Consider the following 25,591-nt stretch of genomic DNA (forward strand, 5'->3'; position numbering starts at 1 on the left):
TCCAGGCCCGGCATCGCCCGATGCCGGGCCTTTCGCCTCAGCGCCCCTGGGAGGCGAGCAGCGCGAGATACTCCCACACCATCGTCGCCCCGGCGAGCGCGGTGATCTCGCTGACGTCATGGGCCGGCGCGACCTCGACGAGATCCATGCCGACGAAATCGATCCCGCCGAGCCGGCGCAGCAGCGCCTGCGCCTGCCACGACGCCAGCCCGCCGATTTCCGGCGTGCCGGTGCCCGGCGCGAAAGCGGGATCGAGGCAGTCGATATCGAAGCTGAGATAGGTCGCCCCCGTCCCCGCCACCGCGCGGATGCGTTCGGCGACGCGCTCCACCCCCTGCTCGTGCACGTCCTGCGCCGAAAGGACCGTCACCCCCTGCGCCAGCGTCCAGTCCTGCGCCTCGTTGAGCAGGGGCGAGCGGATGCCGATCTGGATCATCCGCCGCGGATCGACCAGCCCCTCCCTCAGCGCGTGGTAGAACACCGAGCCGTGGCTGTAGGCCTGGCCGAAATTCTCCGCCCAGGTATCGGCATGGGCGTCGAAATGCACGAGCCCGACGGGTCCGCCGCGCGCCGTCGCCAGCGCGCGCAGCAGCGGCAGGGTGATGCCGTGCTCGCCGCCGAGCGCGATCAGATGGCCGATCCCCGCCGCCTGCGCCTCGATCAGCGCGAGGCTTTCCTTCAGGTCGCCGAGGGCGATGGCGAAATCCCCGGCATCGGCAAGGTCCATCTCATCGACCATGACGCGGTAGTGCGGATGATGGTTCCCCGCCAGCATGCGCGAGGCGACACGGATGGCCGCCGGGCCGGACCGCGCGCCGGCCCGGTTGGTCACGCCGAGATCGAGCGGAATCCCCGCCACCACATGGGCCGCGTCAGGCGCGCGGCGCCCGGTTCCGAGAAAGGTGGGAAAAGTCGCGAATGTCGGCGCGTCGCCGCCCTGAAACTGGCTCATGGGCGGAGGCTAGCAGCCGGCTCGCGGCCTAGTCGAGCCGCGGTTCGATCCGCCGTGGCGGGGTGCCGCGCGGCGCGGCGGCGCGCGGCGGCGGCGGAATCTCACGCCCGATCGGCGCGCGCGGCGCCGGCCGCACCGTCTCGGGCGGCGGCGCGGCGGCGGTCGGGCGGCGCGCCACGCGCTCCTGGCCGGCGGCGGCGCGCGGCAGCGGATCGTAGAGCCCCTCGTCCACCGTGACGCCGCGCAGCGGCTCGGGCAGGCGCATGGTCAGGATGCGCAGCTCCTCCTGCACCTGCTCAAGCTGCTCCTCGATCGCCTCCAGCCGCGATTTCACGCCGAACACCGAGAACGGCATGGCCAGCATCGCCAGCGCATAGAGCAGGCCGACCAGCAGCAGCACGAGCCCGAGCCAGGACGGCATCCAGGCCGGCAGGGAGAACGGCAATGTCATGGCCGCTATTTACCGGCGCCTGCCCCCTGCTCGCAAGCCTTGCCGCGTGCCGCGGGGTGAAAGCCTTGCCGCGGCGCGCGGCGGGAGCCTTGCCTGCCCCCCGCCGCGCGGACATAACTGAAGATTACAAAACGGGAGGGTTCATGGCCTCGGATCTGGACATCGCGCGCGCTGCAAGCCTGCGCCCGATCGGCGACATCGCCGCCGCCGCCGGCATTCCGGCGGAGGCGCTCATCCCCTATGGCCGCCACAAGGGCAAGGTGGATGCCGGCTTCATCCGCTCGCTCGAAGACCGGCCGGACGGCGCGCTGGTCCTCGTCGCCGGCATCAGCCCGACACCGGCGGGCGAGGGCAAGACGACGACCTCGATCGGCCTCGGCGATGCGCTGCGCGCCGCGGGCGCGCGCACGATGATCGCGCTGCGCGAACCCTCGCTCGGCCCATGCTTCGGCCAGAAGGGCGGGGCGACCGGCGGCGGCCGCGCCCAGATCGGGCCGATGGAGGAGATCAACCTGCATTTCACCGGCGATTTCCACGCCATCACCAGCGCCAACAACCTGCTCGCCGCCCTGCTCGACAACCATGTCTACTGGGGCAACGAGCTGGGCATCGACCCCCGCCGGATCGCCTTCCGCCGCGCCATCGACATGAACGACCGCGCGCTGCGCCAGACCGTTCTCGGCCTCGGCGACGGCGCGAACGGCGCCGCCCGCGAGCAGAAATTCGACATCACCGTCGCCTCCGAGGTGATGGCGATCTTCTGCCTCGCCCGCGATCTCGACGACCTGCAACGCCGCCTCGCCCGCATCGTCGTCGCCGAGCGGCGGGACGGCTCGGCCGTCACCCCGGCCGATCTCAAGGCGGTGGGCGCGATGGCCGCCCTGCTGCGCGACGCGCTGCAACCCAACCTGGTACAAACGCTGGAAGGCACGCCCGCGCTGGTCCATGGCGGGCCCTTCGCCAACATCGCCCATGGCTGCAACTCGGTCATCGCCACCCGCACCGCGCTCAAGCTGGCGGACATCGTGGTGACCGAGGCCGGGTTCGGCGCCGATCTCGGCGGCGAGAAATTCCTCGACATCAAGTGCCGGCAGGCCGGGCTCGCCCCCTCCTGCGCCGTCGTCGTCGCGACGATCCGGGCGCTGAAAATGCATGCCGGCGTGGCCAAGGCCGATCTCGGCGCCGAGAATCCCGGCGCGGTCGCCCGCGGTGCGGCCAATCTGCGCCGCCACGTCGCCGCCATGCGCGCCTTCGGCCTGCCGGTGATCGTCGCGATCAACGGCTTCGTCACCGATACCGAGGCCGAGCGCGAGGCCCTGCGCACCGCCCTCGACGAGGATGGCGGCGCGCGGGTCTGCTTCTGCACCCATTGGGCCGATGGCAGCGCCGGCGCGGCCGATCTCGCCCAGGCGGTGATGGAGGCAATCGCGGCGAAATCCGCCCGCTTCGCGCCGCTCTACCCGGACGACATGAAGCTGCCGCACAAGCTGCGCACCATCGCCCAGCGCATCTACGGCGCCGACGACATCGAACTGTCGCCGCTGGCGGCCAAGCGCCTGGCCCGGTTCGAGGCGCAGGGATACGGCCACCTGCCGGTCTGCGTCGCCAAGACGCAATACAGCTTCACCGCCGACCCCGACCGTCGCGGCGCGCCCACCGGCTTCACCCTGCCGGTGCGCGACGCCCGCCTCTCGGCCGGCGCCGGCTTCGTGGTCGCGCTCGCCGGCGACATCATGACCATGCCCGGCCTGCCGCGCATCCCCGCCGCCGAGGCGATCGGGCTCGACCCCGATGGCGCGATCCACGGGCTTTTCTAGAGCATGTTCCGATCCATCAGGATCGGATGTCGTGCTCCATCTTGTTGATAACCAGAGCATAGCGCCCCCATGAACGAGCAGAACGCGCCCCACCCCACCCCGCCAGCCGCCACGCGCAAGCCGGTCCGCATCGAGCAGCTCGGCCGGGTGCGGACCGATGACTACGCCTGGCTGCGCGATGCCAACTGGCAGGCGGTGCTGCGCGACCCCGCCGCCCTCGATCCCGAGATCCGCGCCCATCTCCTCGCCGAGAACGCCTATACCGACGCCGTGCTCGCCGGCACCAGGGACCTGCAGGCGACGCTGCTCGCCGAAATGAAGGGCCGGATCCGCGACGACGACTCCACCGTCCCCGCGCCGCACGGCGCGTACGCCTATTACCGCCGCTACGATCCCGGCGCCGAGCACCCGGTCATTGCCCGCACGCCGCGTGCCGGCGGTGCCGAACAAATCCTGCTCGACCTGCCGGCGCGCGCGAAGGGCCACGCCTTCTTCTCCGCCCCGGCAGTCGCGCATAGCGCCGATCACCGCCTGCTCGCCTGGGCGGAAGACACGCAAGGGTCGGAAGTCTATTGCATCCATGTCCGCGAGATCGAAACCGGCGCCGAGACGACCCCGCCGATCGAATCCTGCAGCGGCGATTTCACCTTCTCGCCCTGCGCGCGCTTCATCTTCTGGGTGTTCCGCGACGATCACGGCCGGCCGACCAAGGTGTTCCGCCGCGCCCTCGCCGATGGCAGCGACACGCTGGTCTATGCCGAGCCCGATCCCGGCTTCTTCCTCGGCGTCGAGACCAGCCTGTCCGGCGGCTCCATTTTCGTCTCCGCCGGCAACCAGGACTCCAGCGAGGTCTGGCGCATCCCCGGCAACGACCCGACCGCGCCGCCCGCGCTCATCGCCCCGCGCGAGCCGGGCCTGCGCTACGATGTCGAGGACGCCGGCGACCGTCTGGTCATCCGCACCAATGCCGACGGCGCGGTGGATTTCAAGCTGGTCGAGGCGCCGCTCGATGCCCCGGGCCGCGCCTACTGGCGCGACCTCGTGCCGCACCGGCCGGGCCGCTACCTCGTCGGCGCCTTCGCGCTGAAACACCACATCGTCCGGCTCGAACGCATCGAGGCGAACACCCGCATCATCGTCGCCCCGCGCGATGGCGGCGCCGCATGGGAGATCGCGCAGGACGAGCCGGCCTATGTGCTGCGCGCCGAGCCCGGCCTCGAATACGACAGCGGGACGATCCGCTACGTCTATTCCTCGCCCACCACCCCGCGCCAGACCTTCGACTACGATCTGGCCACCCGCACGGCGATCCTGCGCAAGACCCAGGACATCCCCTCCGGCCACGACCCCGCGCGCTACGAAACACGGCGCATCGACGCCATGGCGGCCGATGGCGCGTCGGTCCCGGTGACGGTGCTGATGCGCCGCTTCCAGGCACTGGACGGCGCGGCTCCGCTGCTGCTCTATGGCTACGGCGCCTATGGCATCCCGATGGAGCCGTGGTTCCGCACCTCGATCCTCTCGCTGGTCGATCGCGGCTGGATCTTCGCCATCGCCCATGTCCGCGGCGGCACCGAGAAGGGGTGGAACTGGTTCCTCGGCGGCCGCGCCGCGCACAAGATGAACAGCTTCACCGATTTCATCGCCGCCGCCGAGGCGCTGATCGGCGGCGGCTATGCGCGCGCCGGCAACATCGTCGCCCAGGGCGGCTCGGCCGGCGGGCTGCTGGTCGGCGCCGCCTTCACCCTGCGGCCGGATCTCTGGGCCGGGGTGATCGCCGAGGTGCCCTTCGTCGACGTGCTGAACACCATCTCCGACGATACCCTGCCCCTCACCCCGCCGGAATGGCCGGAATGGGGCAACCCGATCACCGACCCCGCCGCCTACGACACCATCGCCGCCTACTCGCCCTACGACAATCTGGCGGCGCGCGCCTATCCGCCGATCCTGTGCACCGGCGGCCTGTCCGACCCGCGGGTGACCTACTGGGAGCCGGCGAAATTCGTCGCCCGGCTGCGCGCGCTTGCCACCGGCCCCGCGCCGGCACTGCTGAAAATCGACATGGAGGCCGGCCATGCCGGCGCCGCCGGCCGGTTCGACGCGCTGAAACAGACCGCGCTGAACTACGCCTTCGCGCTCTGGTCGGTCGCGGCGTGAGCCGCGCGGGGACGATCGGCGCCGCCTGATTCAGAGCATCATCCGATCCGAAAGGATCGGCTACCGCTCCAGCCGCCAGACCGGCTCCTTCAGCTTGTCGATGAACGCCTCGTGCGCCGCCATCTCCTCAGCACTCACCGCGATCGGGCGCGGCGTGCGCGGCCCCTCGCTGCGATATTCCACGAGCCGGATCGCGCTCTCGGCGGCGAGGTCGAGCCCGCGTTGCCGCCCGCCGGTCAGCTCGACGTAAACCTCCGCGAGCAGCTTGCAGTCGAGCAGCGCGTTATGCGTGGTGCGGGCGGACAGGTCGATGCCGAAGCGCCGGCACAGCGCGTCGAGCGAGTTGGGCATGCCCGGAAACCGCTGCTTGGCCAGCGCCAGCGTGTCGATCATCCGCGCCCGGTCCAGCGCCGCCTGGCCGATGCGGGCGAACTCGGCGTCGAGAAAGCCGAAATCGAACGGCGCGTTATGCGCGACCAGCGGATCTCCAGCGAAGAACTCCAGCAACTCGGCGGCGATCTCGGCGAATTTCGGCTTGCCGGCGACATCCGCGCCGGTCATGCCATGCACCCGGCTCGCCTCGGCGGGAATGTCGCGCTCGGGGTCGATCAGCGTGTGAAACACCCTGCCCGTCGGCAGGTCGTTCCACAGCTCGATCGCCGCGACCTCGATCACCCGGTCGCCGCCCAGCGGCTCCAGCCCCGTCGTTTCCGTATCGAACAGCACCGCGCGCGACATCGCCGCCCCCTTTTTGGCTCCAGAGCATCAACAAGATGAAGCACGACATCCGATCCGAAAGGATCGGAACGTGCTCTAGCCGGCGAACACCACCGTCTTGCTGCCGCTGATGAACACCCGCCGCTCCAGATGCCCGAGCACGGCGCGCGCCAGCACCCGGCGCTCGATGTCGCGCCCCTTGCGCACCAGCGCCTCCGGCGTGTCGCCATGCGAGATGCGCTCGACATCCTGCTCGATGATCGGCCCCTCGTCGAGCGCGGTGGTGACGTAATGCGCCGTCGCGCCGATCAGCTTCACCCCGCGCGCATAGGCCTGATGATAGGGCTTCGCCCCCTTGAAGCCGGGCAGGAAGGAATGGTGGATGTTGATGCAGCGCCCGGCCAGCTTCGCCACCAGCCCGTCCGACAGCACCTGCATGTAGCGCGCGAGGATGGCGAGTTCGGTGCCGCTCTCGCGCATCAGCCGCCACACCTCGGCCTCCTGCTCCATCTTGGTGTCCGGCGCGATCGGCAGATGGTGGAAGGGAATCCCGTCGAGATCGAGATGGGCGTAGCTCTCGCGCGGATGGTTGGCGATCACGCCGACAATGTCCATCGGCAGCTCGCCGATCCGCTGGCGATAGACCAGGTCGACCAGGCAGTGATCGAAGCGCGAAACCAGGATCATCGTCCGCATCCGGTGCCCGCTGGGAATGATTTCCCACTCCATCCCGAATTCGCGTCCCACCGCGGCGAATTCCGCCTCCAGCCCGGAGGAAGGCGCGTCGCCCACCGGCGCGAAAACCACACGCATGAAGAAGCGCCCGCTCGCCCGGTCGTCGAATTGCTGCGCCTCGCGGATGTCCTGCCCGTGCGCGTGCAGGAAATGGCCGACGGCGCCGACAATGCCGGGCCGGTTGCGGCAGGAAAGGGTCAGGATGGAACTCATGCGGTTCGGTCTCTCCGGAGTGCGGTGGTCGCCGCCGGGCCGCCCTTGGCGCCGGCACGCTCCTTCCCTATCAACATGGGCGCAGCACGCAAGCAGCGCGGAGGAAATCGCCCATGGCCGCCACCATCACCTATGTCTTCACCAGCCACTCGCCCTGGACCTATCTCGGCCACGCCGCCTTTCTCGACATCGCCCGCCGCCACGGCGCCGCGGTCGAGTACCGCCCGGTGCCGCTCGGCGCGATCTTCGCCGAAACCGGCGGCCAGCCGCTGGCCAAACGCCACCCGGTCCGCCAGCACTACCGTCTGGTCGAGCTGCAACGCTGGCGCGCCCGCCGCGGCCTCGCGCTCAATTTGCATCCGCGATTCTTCCCGGTGGACCCGGCGCTGGCGGATCGTCTGGCGATCGCCATCGTGGACGCCGGCGGCGACCCCGACCCGTTCCTCCGCCGCGTCTTCGCCGCGGTCTGGGCCGAGGAGCGCAACCTCGCCGATCCCGCGACCATCGCCGATCTCGCCGCCGCATCCGGCATCGCGCCCGACCTCCAGGCCCGCGCCGCCGCGCCCGAGATCGAAGCCGCCTATCAGCGCAACCGCGAGATGGCCGAGGCCGCCGGCGTGTTCGGCGCGCCCTCCTACATCCTGAACGGCGAGCTGTTCTGGGGCCAGGACCGGCTCGACCTGCTGGACGACGCGCTGGCCACCCGCCGCGCGGCCTATACGGCCTGATCTACCACGGCACCGCCTGAAATGCCGGTGCCGTCATCTACCACGGCACCGCCTCGCCGCGATGGTCGAAAAACCCGCCGCTCTCGGCTGGGGTAAGCCGGTCGATCACCGCGAGCAGCCGCGCCGCCGCCACCTCCGGCGCCTGCACGTCGAGCCCGGTGGCGGCGAAAGGGGACGAAAGCCCCGTCGCCACCGTGCCCGGATGCAGCGCGACGCAGATCGCCGCCTGCGACCGCCGCGCCAGCTCCACCGCGGCCGTCCGCACGAACTGGTTCAGCGCCGCCTTCGACGCGCGATAGCCATACCACCCGCCGAGCCGGTTATCGCCGATACTGCCGACCCGCGCCGACAGCGTGGCGAACACCGCCCGCCCCTCGCGCGGCAAGGCCGGCAGCAGATGCTTCATCAGCAGCGCCGGGCCGATCGCGTTCAGCGCGAAACTGCGGGCGAGGCGGCCCGCATCCAGCTCGCGCAGGCTCTTCTCCGGCATCTGTGCCGCATCGTGCAGGAAGCCGGTCGCATCGATCGCGAGGCGAATGGCGCCCCGCGCCGCCACCGCCCGCACCGCGTCGGCAATGCTGGCCTCATCGAGCAGGTCGAAGCGCGGCGCGCTGCCCCGCCCGAGCCCGACCACCGCGGCGAAGCGCGGATCGCCCGCAAGTGCTGCCACCAGCGCGCCGCCGATGCCGCCGCCCGCGCCGAACACCACCGCCACGTCATCCCGTCCCGTTCCGTCCATGACATCCCTCCGCTCTGTCGTGGATATGGCGCGGAACCGCCGGCGCGAAACCGCCCCTTGCCGCCGGCGCCGCTTCATGATCGAAACAGGTCATGATCCTTTCCGGCCACGCACGCCTCGCCGGGGTGATCGGCTATCCGGTCGCCCATTCCCGCTCGCCCCGCCTGCACGGCACCTGGCTGGAACGCCACGGGATCGACGGCGCCTATCTCCCGCTCGCCATCGCCCCGGACGATTTCGCCGCCTGCGTCGCAGCGCTGGCGAAAATGGGCTTCGCCGGCGCCAACGTGACGATCCCGCACAAGGAGGCCGCCTTCGCCGTGTGCGACCGCGTGGCCGACAGCGCGCGGCGCGCCGGCGCGGTGAACACGCTCGTCTTCACGCCGACGGGGATCGAGGGCGCGAACACCGACGGATCGGGCTTTCTCGCCAATCTGCGCGCCCATGGCGTCGATCCCGCAGCCGGCCCCGCGCTGGTGCTCGGCGCCGGAGGGGCCGCGCGGGCCATCGCCACCGCGTTGCAGGATGCCGGCGCTCAGGTCACCCTCTGCAACCGCTCGCCCGCGCGCGCGGCGGCGCTGGCGCGGGATTTCGGCCTCGCCCACATCCCGTGGGAGGCGCGGGCGGACGCGCTGGCGGATCACGCGCTGGTGGTCAACACCACCTCGCTCGGCATGGCCGGGCATCAGTCGCTCGATCTCGATCTCGCCCGCGCCGCCCCCGGTATGGCGGTGGCGGACATCGTCTATGTCCCGCTGGAAACCGGGCTGCTGGCCGAGGCCCGGGCGCGCGGCCTCGTCGCGGTCGAGGGGCTGGGGATGCTGCTGCACCAGGCGGTGCCGGGCTTCGCCGCGTGGTTCGGCGTCACCCCGGCGGTGGACGATGCGCTCTACCGCGCCGTCGCGGCCGACCTCATGGGATGAAGATCATCGGCCTCACCGGCGGGATCGGCATGGGAAAATCCACCGTCGCCGGGATCTTCCGCCGCCGCCACGTGCCGGTGTTCGATGCCGATGCCACGGTGCGCGCGCTGCAGGCGCCGGGCGGGGCGGCGATTCCCATACTCGCCGCGTCGTTCCCCGGCGTGGTGCGCGCCGGCGTGCTCGACCGCGCCGCCCTGCGCGCACAAGTTCTCGCCGATCCCGTCGCGCGGCGCCGTCTGGAAGCGATCATGCACCGCATGGTGCGGGCGGCGGAGACAAAATTCCTCGCCGCCGCCCGAAGGCGCGGCGCCCGCGCCGTGCTGCTCGACATTCCGCTGCTGTTCGAAACCGGCGGCGAGGCGCGGGTCGATCTCGCGCTCACCGTCTCCGCCCCGCGCGCGGTGCAAATCGCGCGGGTGCTGCGCCGCGGCCTGCCCCGCGCCGAGATCGAGCGGATCATCGCCCTGCAGATGCCGGATACCGAAAAACGCCGCCGCGCCGATGCGGTGATCGCCACCGGCCTGTCGCGCCATCACACGCTGCGCGCGGTGCGGCGGCTGATGGCGGCGCATGTGTTTCCGCCAGCCGCCCGCCTTGCGCCCGCCGCCGGTCAGCCGGCGGCGGCGATCACCTCGCGCAGCCGCGGATAGATCTCGTTCGCCCAGCGCGAGCCGGAGAACACGCCGTAATGGCCGACGCCGAGCTGAAGATGGTTGCGCTTCTGCGCCGGTTTCAGCCCGGTGCACAGATCGAGCGCCGCGACCGACTGGCCGGGCGGGCAGATATCGTCCCGCTCGCCCTCGACGGTGAAGACCGATGTCTGGCCGATCGCCGCCGGCCGCACCATCTGGCCGCGCCAGCTCAGCTGGCCGCGCGGCAGGTCGTGCCGCTGGAACACGCGCTCGACGGTTTCGAGATAGAATTCCGCCGTCAGATCCATCACCGACTGGTATTCGTCGTAGAACTTGCGGTGCGCCGCCTCGCTCGCGTCATCCTCGGTGACGATGGCGCGGAACTGGCGCAGATGCGCGCCGATATGCCGGTCGAGATTCATCGACACGAACGAGGCGAGCTGCACGAACCCGGGATAGACGGCGCGGCCCGCCCCGGCGAAGCGGCCCGGCACGGTGGTGATCAGGTTCTTGCGGAACCAGGCGATGTCGCGCGTCTTGGCGAGGTCGTTGACCTTCGAGGGGTTGCGCCTGGTGTCGATCGGCCCGCCCATCAGCGTCATGCTGCGCGGCGCCGCCGGATCGCCGGCCTCGGCCATCAGCGCGGTCGCGGCGAACACCGCCACCGCCGGCTGGCACACCGCGACCACATGCGCGCCCGGCCCCAGCTCGCGCAGGAAATCCATGATATGCGCCACATAGTCATCGAAGCCGAAGCGCCCGGCGCTCACCGGCACGTCGCGTGCGTTCTTCCAGTCGGTGATGTACACGTCGTGGTCCTGGAGCATCACCTCGACGGTGTTGCGCAGCAATGTCGCGAAATGGCCCGAGAGCGGGGCGGCGACCAGCACGCGCGGGCCGGGTTCGGCCATGTCCTTGCGGAAATGCAGCAGGTCGCCGAACGGCGTGCCGGTCACCACCGTCTCGCTGACGGCGACATCCCGCCCGCCCGAGCGCACGCGGCCGATGCCGAATTCCGGCCGCTTGTGGGAAATGCCGCTATTGCCGAAAATCTCCAGCGCCGCGCGGGCGGCCACCGGCAGGGTGGGAACGCCGAAGGGCGGCTCCATCAGCTCGAACAGCGGCAGCATGGTGCGCGCCGCCATCCTGAACGGGGCCAGGAAATCGTCCTGGGTCTGGTAGATATCATACATCATGGGCGCAAACCGCCTTTCTCGTCACGCCACTCTGGCGCCGAAAAGATCAATGTTCCGTAAATGGATCCGGGATGAAGGACGCAGGCCTCCCGATCGTCCGGCACAAGCCTGCCCCGCATCTGCGCGAAACCCCTGTTCTGCCCCCGCCGTTCCGTGCGGCGGACGCGTTGTGTAACATTCTCTTTACAATATGGGGCAGTTCTCACGAAAAAGAAAGCGCTGTCATCGCCCGCCGCCGCGCAGCCCGTGCAGCGCCCGCCGCAGCGGCCCGAGCGCGCGCCACATCCGGCTGCGCTCGATCGTCTCGGCATGGCGCCGCGCCGCCGCCGCCGTCTCGTCCGCCGCCGCCCGGTCCTCCAGCGCCGCCATCTCGCGCCGCAACCGGCCGATCTCGCGGTTCAGCGCCACCCGGTCGAGCCGTTCCAGCGTCGCGTCATGCCCGCCCGCGCCCACCCGCACCTTCGCCGGATCGGCGATGCGCGCATGCGCCGCCGCCGCCGCCGCCTCGTCCAGCTCCGGCGGCAGCAGCGGCGCCAGCGTCCGGTAGAGATAGGCCGCATCCTCGATCAGCCGCGGGAACGACACCATCACCACCTTCACCTCCGCCGCCACCAGCCGCTCCAGCAGATGATGAAAGCCGAGCGCCAGCACCCGCGCCTGGTCGAGCGGATGCAGCGAATACACCACCCCGCCCGGCGTCACCCCCCGATGCGCCCAGGGCTTTTCCATCGCCAGCGGCCAGTCGGGCTCGGCCGCCACCTGCCGCAGCTCGTTGATCGTCCGGCTCGCGGCGGCGTCGGCAAGGTTGCGCATCGGCACGATCACGCCATCGAGCACGATCCCCGGATCGGCCAGCACCTGGTCGATGAATTCCGTCACCCACGGCGATTTGACGACATAGGGCATGTCCGCGTCCAGCGCCGGCAGCGGCAGGTTCTCGGCCCCGGCATTGGCCTCCTCGTTCCACGCGGCGTGTTCGCCGAAGCGGGAGAAATGCGTCTCCATCCCCAGCTCCGCCAGCCAACGCACGAGAAAGGACGTGCCGCTCCGCCCGGTGCCGGCGATCAGCAGATGATGTTTCGGCGGGTTCGTTTCGCTCATGCACATGATCGTGCCGGGACTGCGCCGTCCGATCAAGCCGCGCCGCCGCGGGATGGCGGCAATGAAGCCGCCCCCGTCGCCAGCGGCGCCGTTTTGCGGTAGGTCACGCCATCATGGCCTATAGTGTAAAGGAAATCTTTCCCACCCTGCAGGGCGAGGGGCGCAACGCCGGCCGCGCCGCGGTGTTCTGCCGCTTCGCCGGCTGCAACCTGTGGTCCGGCCGGGAAGAAGACCGCGCAACGGCGACCTGCCGCTTCTGCGACACCGATTTCATCGGCACCGACGGTCCGGGCGGCGGCCGCTTCGCCGATGCCGCCGGCCTCGCCCGCGCCATCGCCGCCACCTGGTCCGCCGCCACCACGCGCGATGCCCTCGTCGTCTTCACCGGCGGCGAACCCCTGCTCCAGCTCGATGCGCCGCTGATCGAAGCGGTGCATGAAGCGGGCTTCGAGATCGCGGTCGAGACCAACGGCACGATCGAACCGCCGCCGGGCATCGACTGGCTCTGCGTCAGCCCGAAGGAAGGGGCCGAGCTGGTGGTGCGTCAGGGTTCGGAGCTGAAGCTGGTCTATCCGCAGCCGGAGGCCGCGCCCGAGCGCTTCGCCGGGCTCGACTTCGCGCATTTCCTGCTCCAGCCGATGGACGGGCCGGACCGCGCGGCCAACACGCGCGCCGCCATCGAATACTGCCTCGCCCATCCGCAATGGCGCCTGTCGATGCAGACCCACAAATATCTCGGCATCCCCTGACCATGCACGAAATCACCAAGGAATTCCGCTTCGAGGCGGCCCACACGCTGCAACGCCAGATCGCCGCCGAGGCGAGCCGCCGCATCCACGGCCATTCCTACCGCGCCACCGTCACGCTGCGCGGCACGCCGGATGCGAGCGGCATGCTGATGGATTTCGGCAGGCTCGGCCAGCACCTCGCCGCCCTGCGCGAGGCGCTCGACCACCGCTTCCTCGACGAGGTGGAGGGGCTCGGCCCGGCGACGCTGGAAAACCTCGCTTGCTTCATCTGGGCGCATCTCGCCCCTGCCTGCCCGGGCCTCGCCCGCGTCGCCGTCTTCCGCGATTCCGAAGGCGAATCCTGCGCCTACAGCGAATAGGGACACAGGCTTGAGCCGGCTGCACCGCTACGCCACCACCCTGCGCTGGACCGGCAACCGCGGCGCCGGCACCAGCGCCTACGCCGCCTATGGCCGCGACCACGAGGTGGAAGCCGACGGCCGGCCGGACCTCGCGCTGACATCCGATCCCGCCTTCCGCGGCGATCCCGCGCGCTGGAACCCCGAACTGCTGCTGCTCGCCTCGCTCTCCTCCTGCCACCAGCTCTGGTATCTGCATCTCTGCGCCGAGGCCGGGATCGCCGTGCTGGCCTACGAGGATCGCGCCGAGGCGGTGATGGAGGAGGAAGCCTCCGGCGCTGGCCAGTTCATCGAGGCCATCCTGCGGCCCGTCGTCACCATCGCGCCAGGCAACGACGCCGCCCGCGCCGCCGCCCTGCACCGCGATGCCGGAGCAAAATGCTTCATCGCCCGGTCGATGAACTTCCCGGTCCGCCACGAACCCGAGATCCGCACCGCATGACCGAAACCAACGCCTATGGCCAGATCGTCGGCGCGCCCGTCCCCGGCTGGACGCCTCGCCCGCTCCCCGACGCCGCCGGCTTCGCGGGGCGCTATTGCCGGCTGGAACGTCTCGACCCCGCACGCCACGGCGCCGGCCTCATCGCCGGATTCCGCGCCGCGCCGGACGACCGGGACTGGACCTGGTGGCGTACCGCCCGCCCGGCCGACGAACCCGCGTTCCACGCCTATGTCGAGTCCGTGGCCAGCGCCCCCGGCCGCGTGGCCTACGCCATCATCGAGGCGGATAGCGGCGAACCCGCCGGCCACGCCGCCTTCATGAACATCGCCGCGGCGAACGGCGCGCTCGAACTCGGCTCGATCAACTTCACCCCGCGTCTCAGGCGCCACCGCGCCGGCACCGAGGCGCTGTTCCTGATGCTCCGCCACGCCTTCGACGACCTTGGCTACCGGCGGGTGGAATGGCAGTGCAACAGCCTGAACCTGCCCTCCCGCGCCGCCGCCCTGCGCCTCGGCTTCACCTTCGAGGGCGTCTTCCGCCAGAACGCCGTCACCCAGGGCCGCAACCGCGACACCGCCTGGTTCTCCCTCCTCGATTCCGAATGGCCCGACCGGCGGGCGGCGCTCACCGCATGGCTCGCGCCCGACAATTTCGATCAGGCCGGCCGCCAGCGCCGCGGCCTCGCCGCCTTCCGGACATGAAACATCGCTAACTGATTGATTTCGATCATGGACAGACTCGCCAATCCAGTCCAGATTGTCCGACGAAACTGATCGGCGGACGCCAGATCAAACGGGAGGAGAACAGGATGTCTCGAATCGCACTCGTCACCGGCGGCACGCGCGGCATCGGCGCGGCCATCAGCGTCGCGCTGAAGGCCGCTGGCCGCACCGTCGTCGCCACCTATGCCGGCAACCAGGCGGCGGCGGAGAATTTCACCGCCGTCCACGGCATCGAGACGGTGAAATTCGACGTCGGCGATTTCGAGCAGACCATCGAGGCGATCGCCCGCCTCACCAGCCGCCTCGGCCCGATCGAGATCCTCGTCAACAATGCCGGCATCACCCGCGACGCCACCCTCGCGCGCATGACCCGCGACATGTGGGACGCGGTGATCGACACCAATCTCGGCTCCTGCTTCAATCTCTGCAAGGCGACCTTCGATGGGATGAAGGAGCGCAAGTTCGGCCGCATCGTCAACATCGGCTCGATCAATGGCCAGGCCGGCCAGTACGGCCAGGTGAACTACGCCGCCGCGAAATCCGGCATCCACGGCTTCACCAAGGCGCTGGCGCAGGAAGGTGCCCGCTTCGGCATCACCGTCAACGCCATCGCCCCCGGCTATGTCGATACCGACATGGTGCGCGCCGTGCCGCCGGAAGTGCTTGAAAAGATCATCGCGAAAATCCCCGTCGGCCGCCTCGGCCACGCCGAGGACATCGCCCGCGGCGTCGTTTTCCTCACCGCCGACGAGGCCGATTTCATCACCGGCTCGACCCTGTCGATCAACGGCGGCCAGCACATGTACTGACGTTCTGCTCCGGCCCCGGTTTTTCCTCCGGGGCCGGATGGGAATTTCATCCTACTGAATTGTTTCCTACTGAATGATGTCTCGCCGTTTGGAATTATTTCCTACGGTCGAGAAAGCGTGAAATCCCCTCCCGCGCCGCCGCGTCCTGCATGTTGCAGGCCATCGCCTCGCCCGCCACGTCATACGCTTCGGCAATGCCCAGCTCGATCTGGCGGTAGAACTGCGCCTTGCCGATGGCAAGGGCGGCGCGCGGCTTGGCGAGAATCTGCTCCACGAGCCGCGCCACCGCGTCATCCAGCCCGTCATCCGGCGCGACCTCGTTGATCAGGAAGCGCCGCGCCGCCTCCTCGGCATCGATCATCGCGCCGGTGAACAGCATCTCCAGCGCCGCCTTGCGCGGCACCGCGCGGGCGAGGGCCACACTCGGCGTCGAGCAGAACAGGCCGAGATTGATGCCCGAAACCGCGAAGCGCGCGCTCGCCGCCGCCACCGCGAGGTCGCAGCTCGCCACCAGCTGGCAGCCCGCCGCCGTCGCCACCCCTGCACCCGCGCGATCACCGGCACCTTCAGGTGCTGCAAGCCGAGCATCACCCGGGTGCAGCGGGCGAAGAGGTCGCGATGCGCCGCCTCGTCCTCGCGCGCGATCATCTCCCGCAAATCGTGCCCGGCGCAGAACGCCCGCCCCGCCGCCGCCAGCACCACCACCCGCGCATCCGCATCCGCCGCGATCGCGCCGATCGCCGCATCGAGGGCGGCGAGCAATTCGTCCGACAGCGCGTTGAAACTCGCCGGCCGGTTGAGCGTGAGCGTGACCACGCCCCGCGAATCCCGCCCGATCAGCAACGGCGCGGCCAGCGTGCCGGAAACCTGCGTGTCCATCTCGTCTCCTTGCCTGTAAAATCAGCTGCCCGCCGCCTGCGCCACCTTCTCGGCCAGCCGCGGCGGCGCTTCCGACAGATGCGCGAAACTGTGGACGAAGCTGCCAAGCCCCGCGGTCTGCGACCGCAGCTCGACCGCGAGCCCGTGCAGCTCCGCCGCCGGCAGCAGCGCCTCGGTATCGTCCCAGCCCGGCCAGCCGGCGCGCTCGGCATAGCCCAGAATCTGCCCGCGCCGTCCGCTCAGCAGCCGCTGCACTCCGGCGGTGAAGGCGTTCGGCGCGCTGATCGTGATGCGGTGGATCGGCTCCAGCAGCACCGGCTCGGCCTTCGCCAGCCCCTCCGCCATGCCCGCCCGCGTCGCCGCGCGGAACGCCATGTCCGAACTGTCCACCGCGTGAAACCCGCCATCGACCAGCGTCACCGCGACATCCACCACCTGGTGGCCGAACGGCCCGCGCCGCGTCGCCTCCTCGGCGGCGTCGGCCACCGCCGCGATATACTGTTTCGGCACCGCGCCGCCCGTGATGCGGTCGGCAAAGGCGAATCCCTCGCCCCGCCCGCGCGGCGCGATCTCCAGCGTCACATCGGCGAACTGGCCATGCCCGCCGGTCTGCCGCTTCAGCCGCGCATGCTCGCGCACCGGGCGGCGGATCGTCTCGCGAAAGGCCACGCGCGGCCGCGCCGTCCGCACCGCGACGCCGGAAAGCAGCTCCAGCCGCTCCACCGCGCCGCCGAGATGAATCTCGCCCAGCCCGGCCAACCGCGTCTCGCCGCTGTCGGCGTCGCGCGCGAGGCGCAGCGCCGGGTCCTCCTCCAGCAGCTTGTCCAGCCCGCTGGCGAGCTTCACGTCGTCGCGCCGCTCCGCCGCGGCGATCGCGACCTCGTGCAGCGGCGGCGGCGGCGCGGGAAAGGCCATCGCCGGCGCCGCCTCGCCCAGCGTGCCGCCGGTGCCCACCCCGTCGAGCCGGCCGAGTGCCACCACATCGCCCGCCTCCGCCTCGGCCACGCGCTGCAACTCGCCCTCGGCGAAGCGCATCATCCCGCCGATCCGCACGCCGCCATGGCTCGTCCCGTCGCGCAGCGCCCCGCGCCAGACCCTGGCGAATGAAAGCTTGCCCGCCGCCCCGCGCCAGCTCGTGCGGAACACCTGCGCCAGCGCCGGCCCGTCGGGCGCCACCCCATGCCGCGCCGCCGTCGCGCCCACCTCCGGCGCGTCGTGCCGCAGCGCCTTCCACAGCCGCAGCACCCCATGCGCATGCTCGGCCGCGCCGAACATCACCCCGGCCAGGCTGCGCGCCTCCGTGTCCTTGCGGAAATGGCCGTAAAGCTCGGCGGGCGTGGGTGTCGCCCCCTCGATCACCTGTTCGAGCAGCTCGTCGTCCCGGTCCGCCAGGCTGTCGATGAGCGCGTCATGCGCCGCCTGCTCGGTGGCGGCCACACCCGCCGGCAGCCCGATCCGCTCCGAGGCCGCATCCGGCCGGTAGCGGAACGCCCGCTCCGAGAGCAGGTCGACATAGCCGATGACCCGCTCGCCCTCGCGGAGCGGCATCTGCCGCGGCACCAGCTGCACCGCGGTCTCCGCCTGCATCGCCGCCACCAGCGCCTCGGCCGGCGCGCTCAGCGTGTCCACCTTGTTGACGAAAACGAGGAACGGCACGCCGGCGTCCTCCAGCATGCGGAACACCGGCCTGAGCGCGATCGCCCGCGCAGGGTCAGGCTCGGCCACCACCACCGCGATATCCGCCACCGCCAGCGCCGCCGCCGCCTCGTGGACGAACTCCACCGATCCGGGACAATCCAGCAGCGCCCAGCGCTCGCCCAGGAAATCGCAGTGGCCGACCTGCATGTCATGCGTGGAACTTCGCCCTCGCCCGCCGCGCCGCGCGGCGGCGCCGCCGCCGGCCGCGTCGATCAGCGCTGCGAACAGCGCGCTCTTGCCACTGCCCTGCGGACCTACCAGGGCGACGGCGCGCGGCCCGTGCGGGGCCGCTGCGTGGGCGGGGTCTTCCATGGCCTTGCTCTCCCGACGGGAGACAGTATTCGCCTTTTTCGCCCGGATTTGAACCGGAAATTTTCACCCCCCGAATTTCGCCGCCCCGCCCGCCCGCGCGCGCGGGACGGGCGGCACGGCGCGGCGCGGCGCGGGATCAATAGCCGAGCGCGCAGCCGTCCTTGCGCGGGTCGGAGCCGCCGATCAGCACGCCGCGCCCGCGATCGATCCAGATCGCCTGGCCGCCGCCATGCGGCCGCGCGTCCGGCCGGTCCTCGCGCACCACCTTGTGCCCGCGCGCGACCAGCCCTTCGAGGCTCGCCGCCGGCACCGAGCGCTCCAGCTCCACCTGTCCGGCGAAGGGAAACACCCGCGGCAGGTCGAGCGCCTCCTGCACGTCGAGCCCGTACTGGCGCATGTTGGTCACCAGCCAGGACTGGCCCATCGGCTGGTAGTGCCCGCCCATCACGCCGAACGGCATCACCGCCTCGCCGCCCTGCGTCGCCATGCCGGGGATGATCGTGTGCATCGGCCGCTTGCCCGGCGCGATGCAGTTCGGATGGCCGCGCTGGATGCGGAAGCCCATGCCGCGATTGTGCAGCACCACGCCGGTATCGCCGGCGAGAATCCCCGAGCCGAAGCTCTCATAGGTCGAGTTGATGAACGAGCAGGCGTTGCCGTCCTCGTCCACCACGCAGAGATAGACGGTGTCGCGGTGCAGCGGCAGCGCCGTCTCGCCGGCGCGCGGCAGGTCCACCATCGCCCGGTCGTCGCGGATCAGCGCCCGCAGCCCGCCGAGATAGTCGTCGCTGAGCAGATGCGCGACCGGCACCTCCGCCTGGTCCGGGTCGGCGAGCAGCGCGTCGCGATCGCGATAGACGAGGCGCGCCGCCTCGATATGCCGGTGCAGCCGGATCGGCCCCATCGGCCCGTCCGGCGCCGGGCCGAACCCTTCGAGAATGCCGAGCAGCATCAGCGCCAGCAGGCCCGAGCCGTTCGGCGGGCATTCCCAGATCGTCAGCCCGTCGAAATCCCGCTGGATCGGGGTGACGAATTTCGCCGCGGTCCGCCCGGCGGCGAAATCCGCCTCGGTATGCACGCCGCCGCGCGCCCGCAGCTCCGCGACGATGCCGGCGGCGACCGGCCCCTCGTAGAACCCCTTCGCCCCGTCCTTCGCGATCGCCCTCAGCGTGCGCGCAAGCTCGGGCTGGCGGAACATCGTCCCCGCTTCCGGCGCGGCCCCGCCCGGCAGCAGGGCGGCGGCGCCGCTGCGGCGCAGCTTGCCCTCGACCAGCTTCCAGTCGAACGCGACGCGCGGATGCACCGGATGCCCCTCCTCGGCATAGCGGATCGCCGGCGCCAGGGCTGCGTCGAGCCCGCGCCTGCCATGCGCCGCGAGCAGCGTCTCCCAGGCGGAAACCGCGCCCGGCACGGTCACGGCGTGCGGCGAGATATTGTCGAGCTGGGCGATCCCCTGCCGCTCGAAATAGTCGATCGTCGCCCCCGCCGGCGCCCGGCCCGAGCCGTTCATCGCGATCACCTCGGGGCTGCCGGCCTTCTTGTAGAGGCAGAAACAATCGCCGCCGATGCCGGTCGAGTGCGGCTCGATCACGCCGAGCACCGCCGCCGCGGTCACCGCCGCATCGAGCGCGTTGCCGCCCGCCCGCAGCGCGTCGAGCGCGGCGAGGGTCGCCGCCGGCATCGAGGTCGCGGCCATCGCCCGCCCGGCATAGACGGCGCTGCGGCCCGGAAAGTCGAAATCGCGCATTCTCTGGACACTCCTGTAACGGTTTGCCGATCCAATCGCATTCCGCCGCCGGATTGACAATGCGCCCGCGCTGGCCAATGCAGCCTCATGGCCGAGAACACGTCCCAGACCATCACCTACGACGATTTCGCCCGGATCGACATCCGCGTCGGCACCATCGTCGATGCGAAACCCTTCCCCGAGGCCCGCAAGCCCGCCATCCGCCTGTGGATCGATTTCGGCGACGCGCTCGGCGTGAAGCGCTCCTCGGCGCAGATCACCGTGCATTACGCGCCGGACCGGCTGATCGGCCGGCAGGTCTGCGCCGTGGTCAATTTCCCGCCCCGCCAGATCGGCCCCTTCATGTCCGAGGTGCTCACCCTCGGCCTGCCGGACGAAAACGGCGAGGTCGTGCTGATCCGCCCCGATTTCACCGTGCCCGACGGAGGACGCCTGTTCTGATGGCCGCGCATTACTACACCGTCTCGTGGGACCAGCTTCACCGCGACTCCAAGGCGCTGGCCTGGCGGCTCAACGCGCTGGCGCCCTTCGATGGCATCGTCGCGATCACCCGCGGCGGCCTCATCCCGGCCGCCATCGTCGCCCGCGAGCTGGAATGCCGCCTGATCGAGACCGTCAGCATCGTCACCTATGACGAGGAGCGGATCGGCAAGCCGACCATCACCAAGCCGCCCACCGCCGCCGGCGACGGCGCGGGCTTCCTCATCATCGACGATCTGGTCGATACCGGCACCACCGCGCGCGAGGTGCGCCAGCTGCTCCCCCGCGCCCATTTCGCCACCGTCTACGCCAAGCCGGCCGGCAAGGCGCTGGTCGATACCTTCATCACCGAGGTCTCGCAGGACACCTGGATTCTGTTCCCCTGGGACACCGAGCCGCAATTCGTCGCCCCCATCGCCCGCGCCGGCACGCCCCCGCGCGGGTCATAGAGTGCTCTGCCCTGCATCTGAAATCCATCGGATTTCAGATTCGGGACACTAGCCGGCGGCGCAGGCGGCGCAGAGCCCGCCGACCTCGACGATCGCGCCCCCCGGGGCGAAGCCGATCCGCGCCGCGGCGGCTTCCAGCGCGGCGGCCACCGCCTCGTCCTCCAGCTCGGCCACCGCGCCGCACTGGCGGCAGATGAAGAACTGCGCCGCATGGGTATGGCCCTGCGCCTCGCCCGCCGGGTCGGCGCAGGAGACATAGGCGCTCAGGCTCTCCACCTTGTGCACGAGATCCGCAGCGATGAGGAATTCGAGCGCGCGATAGATCGTCGCCGGCGTGGCGCCGCGATGGCTCTGCCGCAGCCGGTCGAGCAGTTCGTAGGCGGTCAGCGGCCCCTCGGCGGCGAGGATCAGGCCGAGCACGGCGCGGCGCTGCCGCGTGAGCTGCCGGCCGGCGGCGGCACAGGCGGCGGCGGCCTCGTCCAGCCGGCGTTCGATCGTGGCGCTGGGGCGGGCGTGCATCAGGCGCGGTCCGGCGGGGGAAAAACCATCGCCCCGTTATAGAGCGGCTCCAGCCGCGCGGCCACCCGCCCCCTTGCGCCGTCCGGCGGCTGCATTACGCTCGGCCGCAGGGAGACAACGAATCATGACGAGCACCAGCTACGTCCAGGGACCGGGCGACACGCCGCGCCTCGGAATCACCATCGGCGCCGCCCTGGCGGAGGCCGCCCGCCGCCACCCGACCGCGAGGCGCTGGTGGTGCGCGAAAGCGGCGAGCGCTTCACCTATGCCGCGTTCGACCGCGCGGCGGACGACGTCGCCGCCGGCCTGCTCGCGCTGGGCCTGCGCCGCGGCGACCGCATCGGCATCTGGTCGCCCAACAACGCCGAATGGGCGATCCTGCAATTCGCCTCGGCGCGGGCGGGGATCATTCTCGTCACCATCAACCCGGCCTATCGCACCGCCGAGCTGGAATACGTGCTGAACGACGTCCAGTGCCGCGCCCTCGTCCTCGCCCGCGCCTTCAAGTCGAGCGACTATGTCGCGATGCTGGACAGCATTCCGGCGGACCGCCTGCCGCATCTCGAACGCCGCTTCGTCATCGGCGGCGCGGCTCATCTGCCCGCTGGCATGACGCCCTTCGCCGCCATCGCCGCCGCCGCGACACCTGCGAGCCGCGCGGCGCTGGAAGCCCTGCGCGCCGACCTGCAATTCGACGACCCGATCAACATCCAGTTCACCTCGGGGACCACCGGCGCGCCCAAGGGCGCCACCCTCTCGCACCACAACATCCTCAACAACGGCTATTTCGTGGGCAAGGGAATCGGCCTGCGCGACGGCGAGAAAATCTGTATCCCGGTGCCGCTCTATCATTGCTTCGGCATGGTGATGGGCAATCTCGCCGCGATCACCCATGGCGCCACGATGGTCTATCCCGCCGCCGGGTTCGACGCGCTGGCGACGCTGAGCGCCGTTGCCGAGGAACGCTGCGCCCATCTCTACGGCGTGCCGACCATGTTCATCGCCATGCTCGAACATCCCGGTTTCGCGGGGTTCGACCTCTCCTCGCTGCGCGGCGGAATCATGGCCGGAACCTCCTGCCCGATCGAGGTGATGCGCCGGGTGATGAACCGGATGCACATGCCGGAAATCACCATCTGCTACGGCATGACCGAGACCTCGCCGGTCAGTTTCCAGTCCGCGACCGACGACACGCCGGAACGCCGGGTGGCGACGGTGGGGCGCATCCACCCCCATCTCGAAGTCAAGGTGATCGACGCCGAGGGGCGGATCGTGCAGCGCGGCGAGCGGGGCGAGCTGTGCACGCGCGGCTATTCGGTGATGCTCGGCTACTGGGGCAACAAGGCGAAAACCGCCGAGGCGATCGACGACGCCGGCTGGATGCACACCGGCGATCTCGGCGTGATCGACGAGGACGGCTATTGCACCATCGTCGGCCGCAGCAAGGACGTGGTGATCCGCGGCGGCGAAAACATCTACCCGCGCGAGGTGGAGGAATTCCTGTTCACCCACCCGAAGGTCGCCAGCGTCTCGGTCTTCGGCATCGCGGACGCGAAATGGGGCGAGGTGCCCTGCGCCTGGGTGAAGCCCAACCCCGGCGAAACCCTGACGCCCGATGAGGTGATCGGCTTCTGCGAGGGGCGGATCGCGCATTACAAGATCCCCCGCATCGTGCGCATCGTCGAGGAGTTTCCAATGACGGTGACCGGCAAGATCCAGAAATTCATCATGCGCGAGACGATGGAGCGCGAAGCCGGCGGATAGGCGCCCGCCGCGCGCCCGCGGCCGCGCGGGTTGCAAATCCCCGCCGGTTTGGTCATGCAAACATCCCTTTTCGTGAAACCCGGCGCCCCCGGGCGGCCGGCAGAGAAACACAATGGCGGTGGTGATGGATCAGGGATTGCGAACGGTCGGCGGCAGTGTGCGCTACGGCCGGCTGGCGGCGCTGAGCTGGCTGCATTTCCTGAACGACGGCTCGGCCAACTACCTCCCCGGCGTGCTGCCGGCGGTGCTGGTGGCGATGGGCGAACCCGTCTCCCTCGCCGGCACGGTGATGGCGGCGCTGCTGATCGGCCAGGCGTTGCAGGTCGGCACCGGCCTGCTGGCGGACCGTTTCGGCGGCCGGCGCTTCATCGCCGCCGGCGTGCTCGGCACTGCGCTGGCGGCGGCGCTGATCGGCCGCTCCGGCAGTCTCGCGCTGCTGCTCCCGGCGCTGGTGCTGATCGGGATCAGCAACGCGATGTTCCACCCGCAGGCGCTCGCCGGGGCGCGGCAGCTTAGCGGGCCGCGCGTCGGGCTCGGCATGTCGCTGTTCCTGGTGGGCGGCGAGGTCGGGCGCGGGCTATGGCCGCTGATCGCGAGTTTCGTCGTCGTCACCTTTGGGCTGAAGGCGCTCTCGCTGCTGGCGATTCCGGCGGTGGCGAGCATCCTGCTGCTCTGGAACGTGCTGCCGGTGCAGCCGTCGCGCCATGTCGCGGCCCAGCCGATCGCCTGGCGGCGCCATCTCGGGCCGATGAGCGCGCTGGTCGCCTTCCAGTCGCTGCGCGCACTGGCGATCTTCGGCACCACAACCTTCCTGCCGGTGCTCTGGCACCTGCGCGGCCACAGCCTGACCGCGGGGGCGGCGCTGATCACGGTGATGCTCGTGGTCGGCATCATCGGCAATGTCGGCGGCGGGCATCTGGCCGATCGGATTGGCCGCCGCCCGATCCTCGCCGGCTCCAGCCTCGCCGGCGCGGCGCTGCTCGCGGCCTTCCTGCTCACCGGCGGTGCTGCGCAATGGATCGCCCTCGGCCTGCTCGGCATCGCCCTCTTCGCCACCCTGCCGGTCGGCATCCTGGTGGGGCAGGACATCTTCCCCGAGAACCGCTCGCTCGGCTCGGGCATCGCGCTCGGCCTGTCGAACGGGCTGGCGGCGGTCGGGCTGCTGGGACTCGGCCTGATTTCGTCGGTCGTGCCGCCGCTGCACATCCTCTGGCTGCTGGTCGCGATCCTGCTCGCCGCGGCACTGCTCAGCCTGCGGCTAGAGCATCATCCGATCAGATGATTCCATCTGATCGGATAAAGATGCTCTATTTATCAACAAGATAGAGCACGACATCCGATCCTGATGGATCGGAACGTGCTCTACAGCATCATCCGATCAGATGATTCCATCTGATCGGATAAAGATGCTCTATTTATCAACAAGATAGAGCACGGCATCCGATCCTGATGGATCGGAAAATGCTCTAGGTTCTGGACTCAACTGATCCAAGATGTGACGGCGAGGACGAGGCAGATACCTGCGAGGAAATTTCGTGCGGTTTTGTCGTAGCGTGTGGCGATGGCGCGCCAGTCCTTGAGCCTGCAGAAGGCGCGTTCGATGAGATTGCGCTTTCTGTAGGCGACGGGGTCGAAGGGCGGAATGGCGCGGCGGTTGGGCATGGGCGAGATCACGGGCCTGGTGCCTTGGCGGGTGAGGAAGGCGCGCAGGTCATCGGCGTCGTAGGCTTTGTCGGCGATCAGCTCTTCTGGTGGCGGTATTGTGGGCAGAAGCGCCCTGGCGCCGCTGATGTCGGAGGCCTGTCCCGGCGTCAGGAGGAGTGCGGCGATGCGCCCCTGCTCATCCGCGACGGCGTGGATCTTGGTCGTCCGTCCACCCCTCGACCGGCCGATAGCCTGGCTTTGCGCCCCCTTTACCGCCCGCGGCCGCGCGATGTGCCCGAACCGAGGTGCTGTCCACCATGGCGATGCGCGGCGGATACGCGCAGGCGACCAGGGCCGCAAAGATCTCCTGCCAGAGGCCACGCTGGCTCCAGCGGTTGAACCGGTTGAACACCGTGGTTCGTGGCCCATAGGCCTCAGGAAGCGCTCGCCATCGCAAGCCCTCGCGAAAGCGATGCAGGATGCCGCTCAGCACCCGGCGGTCATCAACCCGAGGCTTGCCGCCAAGCTTCGGCAGCAATGGTTCGATCGCAGCCCATTGCGTGTCGTTCAGCCAGAAAAGTTCCGCCATGTTCCAAGTCCTCCAAACAGACTTGAATC

General features: G+C 70.3%; 25 protein-coding genes and 1 pseudogene. 14 read left to right on the forward strand and 12 right to left on the reverse strand.

Annotated features, from left to right (window positions below; all coding sequences use genetic code 11):
* Positions 1-37: 37 nt before the first annotated feature.
* Both speB and ACIDOCELLA78_RS000000106665 read right to left on the reverse strand, forming a co-directional pair.
* Entirely contained in the window at positions 38-952 is a 915-nt protein-coding gene (gene speB / locus ACIDOCELLA78_RS000000106660) for an agmatinase (protein WP_201728920.1), read from the reverse strand.
* 28 nt (positions 953-980) lie between these two features.
* Positions 981-1,403 carry a hypothetical protein gene (locus ACIDOCELLA78_RS000000106665; protein ID WP_201728921.1) on the reverse strand — a complete coding sequence of 141 codons (423 nt, stop codon included), beginning with the start codon at positions 1,401-1,403 and terminating at the stop codon, positions 981-983.
* A gap of 143 nt (positions 1,404-1,546) precedes the next feature.
* Between ACIDOCELLA78_RS000000106665 and ACIDOCELLA78_RS000000106670 the strand changes: the two genes are divergently transcribed.
* The gene (locus ACIDOCELLA78_RS000000106670) at positions 1,547-3,220 is read left to right on the forward strand and encodes a formate--tetrahydrofolate ligase (protein WP_201728922.1); all 1,674 of its coding nucleotides are present in this window, start codon (positions 1,547-1,549) and stop codon (positions 3,218-3,220) included.
* A gap of 69 nt (positions 3,221-3,289) precedes the next feature.
* Positions 3,290-5,377, forward strand: coding sequence for a S9 family peptidase (locus ACIDOCELLA78_RS000000106675; RefSeq protein ID WP_201728923.1), 2,088 nt, complete (start codon positions 3,290-3,292; stop codon positions 5,375-5,377).
* A gap of 60 nt (positions 5,378-5,437) precedes the next feature.
* Here ACIDOCELLA78_RS000000106675 and dnaQ read toward each other — a convergent pair whose 3' ends face one another.
* Both dnaQ and purU read right to left on the reverse strand, forming a co-directional pair.
* Entirely contained in the window at positions 5,438-6,115 is a 678-nt protein-coding gene (gene dnaQ / locus ACIDOCELLA78_RS000000106680; RefSeq protein WP_201728924.1) for a DNA polymerase III subunit epsilon, read from the reverse strand.
* Positions 6,116-6,190: 75 nt separating this feature from the next.
* Positions 6,191-7,042, reverse strand: coding sequence for a formyltetrahydrofolate deformylase (gene purU, locus ACIDOCELLA78_RS000000106685; RefSeq protein WP_201728925.1), 852 nt, complete (start codon positions 7,040-7,042; stop codon positions 6,191-6,193).
* Between the two features lie 113 nt (positions 7,043-7,155).
* On the opposite strand from purU, the gene ACIDOCELLA78_RS000000106690 reads away from it, so the two are divergent.
* Positions 7,156-7,770: a 2-hydroxychromene-2-carboxylate isomerase gene (locus ACIDOCELLA78_RS000000106690; protein ID WP_201728926.1), complete on the forward strand. Its 615-nt coding sequence runs from the start codon at positions 7,156-7,158 to the stop codon at positions 7,768-7,770.
* Between the two features lie 37 nt (positions 7,771-7,807).
* Here ACIDOCELLA78_RS000000106690 and ACIDOCELLA78_RS000000106695 read toward each other — a convergent pair whose 3' ends face one another.
* Complete coding sequence (locus ACIDOCELLA78_RS000000106695) at positions 7,808-8,509, reverse strand: SDR family NAD(P)-dependent oxidoreductase (RefSeq protein ID WP_201728927.1); 702 nt, start codon at positions 8,507-8,509, stop codon at positions 7,808-7,810.
* Positions 8,510-8,601: 92 nt separating this feature from the next.
* Between ACIDOCELLA78_RS000000106695 and ACIDOCELLA78_RS000000106700 the strand changes: the two genes are divergently transcribed.
* Complete coding sequence (locus tag ACIDOCELLA78_RS000000106700) at positions 8,602-9,432, forward strand: shikimate dehydrogenase (protein WP_201728928.1); 831 nt, start codon at positions 8,602-8,604, stop codon at positions 9,430-9,432.
* Positions 9,429-10,082, forward strand: coding sequence for a dephospho-CoA kinase (gene coaE, locus ACIDOCELLA78_RS000000106705; protein ID WP_249675998.1), 654 nt, complete (start codon positions 9,429-9,431; stop codon positions 10,080-10,082). The genes ACIDOCELLA78_RS000000106700 and coaE overlap by 4 nt, the downstream gene beginning before the upstream one ends.
* Here coaE and ACIDOCELLA78_RS000000106710 read toward each other — a convergent pair.
* Positions 10,043-11,260, reverse strand: a complete 1,218-nt coding sequence (locus ACIDOCELLA78_RS000000106710) for a polyhydroxyalkanoate depolymerase (RefSeq protein WP_201728929.1) — start codon at positions 11,258-11,260, stop codon at positions 10,043-10,045. The genes coaE and ACIDOCELLA78_RS000000106710 overlap by 40 nt on opposite strands.
* Before the next feature lie 222 nt (positions 11,261-11,482).
* Positions 11,483-12,361, reverse strand: a complete 879-nt coding sequence (locus ACIDOCELLA78_RS000000106715; protein WP_249676002.1) for a hypothetical protein — start codon at positions 12,359-12,361, stop codon at positions 11,483-11,485.
* Positions 12,362-12,474: 113 nt separating this feature from the next.
* Between ACIDOCELLA78_RS000000106715 and queE the strand changes: the two genes are divergently transcribed.
* From queE to phbB, 5 genes are all read left to right on the forward strand, one after another.
* Entirely contained in the window at positions 12,475-13,110 is a 636-nt protein-coding gene (gene queE, locus ACIDOCELLA78_RS000000106720; RefSeq protein WP_201728931.1) for a 7-carboxy-7-deazaguanine synthase, read from the forward strand.
* A 2-nt stretch (positions 13,111-13,112) separates the two neighbouring features.
* Positions 13,113-13,469 carry a 6-carboxytetrahydropterin synthase gene (locus tag ACIDOCELLA78_RS000000106725; RefSeq protein WP_201728932.1) on the forward strand — a complete coding sequence of 119 codons (357 nt, stop codon included), beginning with the start codon at positions 13,113-13,115 and terminating at the stop codon, positions 13,467-13,469.
* 10 nt (positions 13,470-13,479) lie between these two features.
* Entirely contained in the window at positions 13,480-13,950 is a 471-nt protein-coding gene (locus ACIDOCELLA78_RS000000106730) for an OsmC family protein (RefSeq protein WP_201728933.1), read from the forward strand.
* On the forward strand, positions 13,947-14,651 hold the full coding sequence (locus ACIDOCELLA78_RS000000106735; protein ID WP_201728934.1) for a GNAT family N-acetyltransferase: 705 nt from the start codon (positions 13,947-13,949) through the stop codon (positions 14,649-14,651). Before ACIDOCELLA78_RS000000106730 ends, ACIDOCELLA78_RS000000106735 begins: the two co-directional genes overlap by 4 nt.
* Positions 14,652-14,758: 107 nt before the next feature.
* A complete protein-coding gene (gene phbB / locus ACIDOCELLA78_RS000000106740) occupies positions 14,759-15,481 on the forward strand; it encodes an acetoacetyl-CoA reductase (RefSeq protein WP_201728935.1) in 723 nt (240 codons plus the stop codon).
* Between the two features lie 94 nt (positions 15,482-15,575).
* Here the strand turns inward: phbB and ACIDOCELLA78_RS000000106745 are convergent.
* The 3 genes and pseudogenes from ACIDOCELLA78_RS000000106745 to ACIDOCELLA78_RS000000106755 form a co-directional block, all read right to left on the reverse strand.
* Positions 15,576-16,360 (reverse strand): annotated as a pseudogene (locus tag ACIDOCELLA78_RS000000106745) (enoyl-CoA hydratase).
* Positions 16,361-16,381: 21 nt separating this feature from the next.
* Complete coding sequence (locus ACIDOCELLA78_RS000000106750) at positions 16,382-18,370, reverse strand: elongation factor G (RefSeq protein ID WP_201728936.1); 1,989 nt, start codon at positions 18,368-18,370, stop codon at positions 16,382-16,384.
* A gap of 136 nt (positions 18,371-18,506) precedes the next feature.
* Positions 18,507-20,117, reverse strand: coding sequence for a gamma-glutamyltransferase family protein (locus tag ACIDOCELLA78_RS000000106755; protein WP_201728937.1), 1,611 nt, complete (start codon positions 20,115-20,117; stop codon positions 18,507-18,509).
* A gap of 87 nt (positions 20,118-20,204) precedes the next feature.
* Here ACIDOCELLA78_RS000000106755 and ACIDOCELLA78_RS000000106760 point away from each other — a divergent pair, with 87 nt between their 5' ends.
* Together ACIDOCELLA78_RS000000106760 and gpt are read left to right on the forward strand one after the other, a co-directional pair.
* The gene (locus ACIDOCELLA78_RS000000106760; RefSeq protein WP_201728938.1) at positions 20,205-20,558 is read left to right on the forward strand and encodes a tRNA-binding protein; all 354 of its coding nucleotides are present in this window, start codon (positions 20,205-20,207) and stop codon (positions 20,556-20,558) included.
* On the forward strand, positions 20,558-21,046 hold the full coding sequence (gene gpt, locus ACIDOCELLA78_RS000000106765; RefSeq protein WP_201728939.1) for a xanthine phosphoribosyltransferase: 489 nt from the start codon (positions 20,558-20,560) through the stop codon (positions 21,044-21,046). Before ACIDOCELLA78_RS000000106760 ends, gpt begins: the two co-directional genes overlap by 1 nt.
* A 48-nt stretch (positions 21,047-21,094) precedes the next feature.
* Here the strand turns inward: gpt and ACIDOCELLA78_RS000000106770 are convergent, their stop codons facing one another.
* A complete protein-coding gene (locus ACIDOCELLA78_RS000000106770) occupies positions 21,095-21,565 on the reverse strand; it encodes a Fur family transcriptional regulator (protein ID WP_201728940.1) in 471 nt (156 codons plus the stop codon).
* Between the two features lie 234 nt (positions 21,566-21,799).
* On the opposite strand from ACIDOCELLA78_RS000000106770, the gene ACIDOCELLA78_RS000000106775 reads away from it, so the two are divergent.
* Positions 21,800-23,329, forward strand: a complete 1,530-nt coding sequence (locus ACIDOCELLA78_RS000000106775; RefSeq protein WP_283770840.1) for an AMP-binding protein — start codon at positions 21,800-21,802, stop codon at positions 23,327-23,329.
* Between the two features lie 112 nt (positions 23,330-23,441).
* Entirely contained in the window at positions 23,442-24,611 is a 1,170-nt protein-coding gene (locus ACIDOCELLA78_RS000000106780; protein WP_201728941.1) for an MFS transporter, read from the forward strand.
* Positions 24,612-24,808: 197 nt separating this feature from the next.
* Here ACIDOCELLA78_RS000000106780 and ACIDOCELLA78_RS000000106785 read toward each other — a convergent pair.
* Positions 24,809-25,562 (reverse strand): IS5 family transposase gene (locus tag ACIDOCELLA78_RS000000106785; protein WP_374223207.1). Its coding sequence is split into 2 segments (ribosomal slippage): positions 24,809-25,243 and positions 25,245-25,562, totalling 753 coding nucleotides; the frame shifts between segments, so codons are not numbered across the junction.
* Positions 25,563-25,591: the final 29 nt, after the last annotated feature.

Source organism: Acidocella sp. C78 (assembly GCF_907164655.1).

Bases quoted from the DNA above. Each gene is read 5' to 3' on its own strand.
- speB (WP_201728920.1), bottom strand. From the start codon at position 952: ATGAGCCAGTTTCAGGGCGGCGACGCGCCGACATTCGCGACTTTTCCC.
- ACIDOCELLA78_RS000000106665 (WP_201728921.1), bottom strand. From the start codon at position 1,403: ATGACATTGCCGTTCTCCCTGCCGGCCTGGATGCCGTCCTGGCTCGGG.
- ACIDOCELLA78_RS000000106670 (WP_201728922.1), top strand. From the start codon at position 1,547: ATGGCCTCGGATCTGGACATCGCGCGCGCTGCAAGCCTGCGCCCGATC.
- ACIDOCELLA78_RS000000106675 (WP_201728923.1), top strand. From the start codon at position 3,290: ATGAACGAGCAGAACGCGCCCCACCCCACCCCGCCAGCCGCCACGCGC.
- dnaQ (WP_201728924.1), bottom strand. From the start codon at position 6,115: ATGTCGCGCGCGGTGCTGTTCGATACGGAAACGACGGGGCTGGAGCCG.
- purU (WP_201728925.1), bottom strand. From the start codon at position 7,042: ATGAGTTCCATCCTGACCCTTTCCTGCCGCAACCGGCCCGGCATTGTC.
- ACIDOCELLA78_RS000000106690 (WP_201728926.1), top strand. From the start codon at position 7,156: ATGGCCGCCACCATCACCTATGTCTTCACCAGCCACTCGCCCTGGACC.
- ACIDOCELLA78_RS000000106695 (WP_201728927.1), bottom strand. From the start codon at position 8,509: ATGGACGGAACGGGACGGGATGACGTGGCGGTGGTGTTCGGCGCGGGC.
- ACIDOCELLA78_RS000000106700 (WP_201728928.1), top strand. From the start codon at position 8,602: ATGATCCTTTCCGGCCACGCACGCCTCGCCGGGGTGATCGGCTATCCG.
- coaE (WP_249675998.1), top strand. From the start codon at position 9,429: ATGAAGATCATCGGCCTCACCGGCGGGATCGGCATGGGAAAATCCACC.
- ACIDOCELLA78_RS000000106710 (WP_201728929.1), bottom strand. From the start codon at position 11,260: ATGATGTATGATATCTACCAGACCCAGGACGATTTCCTGGCCCCGTTC.
- ACIDOCELLA78_RS000000106715 (WP_249676002.1), bottom strand. From the start codon at position 12,361: ATGAGCGAAACGAACCCGCCGAAACATCATCTGCTGATCGCCGGCACC.
- queE (WP_201728931.1), top strand. From the start codon at position 12,475: ATGGCCTATAGTGTAAAGGAAATCTTTCCCACCCTGCAGGGCGAGGGG.
- ACIDOCELLA78_RS000000106725 (WP_201728932.1), top strand. From the start codon at position 13,113: ATGCACGAAATCACCAAGGAATTCCGCTTCGAGGCGGCCCACACGCTG.
- ACIDOCELLA78_RS000000106735 (WP_201728934.1), top strand. From the start codon at position 13,947: ATGACCGAAACCAACGCCTATGGCCAGATCGTCGGCGCGCCCGTCCCC.
- phbB (WP_201728935.1), top strand. From the start codon at position 14,759: ATGTCTCGAATCGCACTCGTCACCGGCGGCACGCGCGGCATCGGCGCG.
- ACIDOCELLA78_RS000000106750 (WP_201728936.1), bottom strand. From the start codon at position 18,370: ATGGAAGACCCCGCCCACGCAGCGGCCCCGCACGGGCCGCGCGCCGTC.
- ACIDOCELLA78_RS000000106755 (WP_201728937.1), bottom strand. From the start codon at position 20,117: ATGCGCGATTTCGACTTTCCGGGCCGCAGCGCCGTCTATGCCGGGCGG.
- ACIDOCELLA78_RS000000106760 (WP_201728938.1), top strand. From the start codon at position 20,205: ATGGCCGAGAACACGTCCCAGACCATCACCTACGACGATTTCGCCCGG.
- gpt (WP_201728939.1), top strand. From the start codon at position 20,558: ATGGCCGCGCATTACTACACCGTCTCGTGGGACCAGCTTCACCGCGAC.
- ACIDOCELLA78_RS000000106770 (WP_201728940.1), bottom strand. From the start codon at position 21,565: ATGCACGCCCGCCCCAGCGCCACGATCGAACGCCGGCTGGACGAGGCC.
- ACIDOCELLA78_RS000000106780 (WP_201728941.1), top strand. From the start codon at position 23,442: ATGGCGGTGGTGATGGATCAGGGATTGCGAACGGTCGGCGGCAGTGTG.